This window comes from Kitasatospora sp. NPDC059571 (genome assembly GCF_042735675.1).
Lineage (GTDB): Bacteria > Actinomycetota > Actinomycetes > Streptomycetales > Streptomycetaceae > Kitasatospora.
This window is the reverse complement of sequence record NZ_JBHWBW010000689.1, coordinates 1-2,894: the sequence shown is the minus strand read 5'-3', so window position 1 is coordinate 2,894 and position 2,894 is coordinate 1. Positions and strand designations below refer to the sequence as shown.

2 protein-coding genes and 1 pseudogene are annotated in these 2,894 nt (G+C 79.2%); all 3 read right to left on the bottom strand.

From position 1 onward, the window contains the following. Positions 1-737, bottom strand: a 737-nt coding sequence (locus ACFV0G_RS37850; protein WP_380557922.1) for a DUF4184 family protein, incomplete at its 3' end; no start/stop codon positions are given. Positions 738-801: 64 nt separating this feature from the next. Beyond that, a complete protein-coding gene (locus ACFV0G_RS37845) occupies positions 802-2,082 on the bottom strand; it encodes a hypothetical protein (protein WP_380557919.1) in 1,281 nt (426 codons plus the stop codon). Between the two features lie 110 nt (positions 2,083-2,192). Then, positions 2,193-2,894, bottom strand: a pseudogene (locus ACFV0G_RS37840) (MFS transporter); the annotation flags it as partial.

The following is a 2,894-nucleotide window of genomic DNA, read 5'->3' as shown; positions in this document are numbered from 1 at the left end:
GCCCCGGACCGGTCGGCCGCGGCCCCGCCCGCGACTGCGGCCAGGCCGACCGCCCCGACGGCCAGGCCCGCCCCCGCGCCGAAGCACAGCTCGTCGATCGGGGCGCGTTCCCGGCGGCGCAGGCGGTGCGCGGCGCCGGCCGCCGCCGCGGCGGCCAGTACGGCGGCCGTCGGTGCAGCCCGTCTCCCGGCCGCCGCCCAGGCGTCCGGCGCGGCCCGCCGGCCCGCCTCCCGGGCCAGCACGGCCAGGCCGACCAGCGAGGTCGCGTACTGCAGTACCGTGCAGCCGGGCACCCCGGCCGCCACCGGGCGGGCCAGCACCGGCAGCGCCCGGACCCCGAGCCGCCCGGGATGGGTGAAGGAGTCCCAGGCCACGTGGGTCGCCGCCCCGACCGCGGCCGAGAGCGCGAAGACCCCCGCCCGGCCGGCCGGACCCCGCAGGGGCGGCGGACCGGCCGCTCCCCCGCCGGGCACCGGCAGCAGGTCCTCGGCCGGCCGGCGCAGCACTCCCGCCCAGACGGCCGCCATAGCGGCTGCGAGCAGCACGTCGACCGTCGGCACGGCCCACCAGCGGTGGGTCGTCCGGCCGGCCTCGTACGCCCCGGGGAGCAGCGACTCGGCGAAGAACGGCACGTCGGGCGCCATCGACCCGGCCACCAGGCCCGACGCCGCCCACCAGCGGTCCGGCCGGCGCACCAGCGGCACGACCGCAGCGACATGGCTCAGCGTGAACGGCACATCCCCATCCTGCCCGCTGCGCGCCGCCCCGGCCGTGCGGGCACACCGGCCGTTAGCCGGCCCGTTACGCCGTCCGCCAACGCAGCAGCCGCCCGTCGGCGACCTCGACCAGCGCGCCGCCCGCACGGTGGTGGTACGCCGGCCGGAAGCCGGGCACGGTGCCGAGCCGGGCGCCGTCCGCCGGGTCCCAGACCGTCAGCCCGGCCGGGCCGACCGAGAACAGCAGGCCGTCCGCCGCGAACAGCGGCCCATCCGGCCCGCCGAACACCGCCACCTCGGCCGCCTGCGGCCGGGATGCCCTCCCCTCCCGCCGCGCCGCGTCGAGGATCCGGACGCCCGGCACCATCGCCAGGTCGTCGTCGCCCAGCCCGCCCACCGCCAGCCGGCAGTCGTCCAGCCAGGCGACCGGCCGGTTCCAGTGGTAGGCCGCCGTGGCCGCCAGCAGCGGGCCCGACCCGTCGCCGAACAGCTCGGCCAGCGGCCACACCTCGCAGCGGCCGTCCGGGTGCCAGACCCAGCCGTCGTCGGCCACGAACGACCCGCCGGGGCTGACGTGCAGCGCCCCGTGGAAGAAGTCGTCCGCCCGCAGCAGCGGGCCGCCCTCGCCGACCACCCCCTCCAGCGAGCGCCCGGTGGCCGGGTCCGCGGCGCCCAGCCGGTTCCAGTCCGTCCGGTGGAGGACCACCGGGCGACCCTCGTACACGGTGAAGGCGAGCGCGAAGGGCACCGTCTCGGCGTGGTGGTCGCCGCCGTCGAGCACCATCGTCCGGACACCGAGGGCCAGATCGAACACCTCGCCCGCCGTGCCGTGGTCGATCACCACGGCCGCGAACCGGCCGTCCGCCGAGGCGTGCAGGCGCCGCCGCTGCACGTGGTGCAGGAAGCCCTCCGCCTCCGGGTCGGGCGCCACCGAGGCCCGGGCCACCTCCCGGCGGGCGCCGGACTCCGCCGACCAGTGCACGATCCGGCCGTCCTCGTACAGCAGCAGCCAGGCGGCGCCCGGCCCGTCCAGCGGGGTGAGGTCGGCGAGCGGCACCCCGTCCGACGGCAGCACGGTCTCCCGGATCGTGCGGTCCGGTTGTACCGGCCGCTCGCGGACCTCCGGCGCGCCGACCGCCCGCACCGGGCCGCCGTCGACCCGGTCGAAGCACTCCTCGCAGACCACCGCCGTGACCACCCCGGCCCCGGCGTCCGGACGGTCGGCGCACGCCGTGCAGATCCGGTCGGACGCCGCCCCGTCGCCCGTCCAGCGCACCACGTGGTCGCTCTGATCGTCCGCCGCGCGCAGGTGCTCGCAGAGCGGCACCCCGTACTCCGGCCCGTCGTGCCCGCAGGCCAATCCCATCGTCGCTCCCCCTCGGTACGGCCTCGCCGGACCGCCCGGCGCGCCCCGCGCGCCGGTTCAACTCACCGCCGCCCGCACCGGTTCCGGCCCGGGCCGCTGCCCGGGTGTGCTCACACCGCCGGGCCGAAGCGGCGGACGGCCAGCGCGCCGAGCGCCGTCGCCCCGGCCAGCACGCCCCACAGCAGGCCCGGCCCGACCGCCAGCAGCGCGGTCAGCGCGGCGGGTGCGGCCGCCTTGCCCAGGCCGGTCGACAGCTCCCAGCGGGCCAGCGCCCGGCCGAGCCCGCCCGGCGGGGCGACCGCCACCACCAGGGCCGTCCCCGCGCCGGTGTAGAGGATCTCGCCCGCCGTGTAGAGCACGGAGACCGCCGCGACCCCGGCCGCGCCCACCGTGCCGCCCAGCGCCCCGGCCGCCCAGAAGCCCAGGTACGAGACGGCCAGCACGAGGCCGGAGGCCACCAGGACGGAGCGCCGGGAGCGCCGCCCGAGCCACAGCACCGCGCCGAGCTGCGTGGTGATCACCAGCACGGTGTTGCCCACGTAGATCCCCGAGGACCAGGCCGGGGTGACGTGCAGGCAGGTCACCAGCAGCGCCGGCAGCGCCACCTCCAGCACGTCGAAGCAGAACGCGAACGGCAGGTTCGCCAGCGCCAGGCCGGCGAGCCCGGTCCGGGCGGCATGCGGCCCGGCCGCTGCGCCCGCACCGGACGGACCCGCAGCGGCCGGAGCGGCCGCGGACGATCCGACGGCGGACGCATCGGCTGCCGGTGCGGGCGCCGCGGTCAGCCGCAGCGACCACACCAGGGCGGCCGC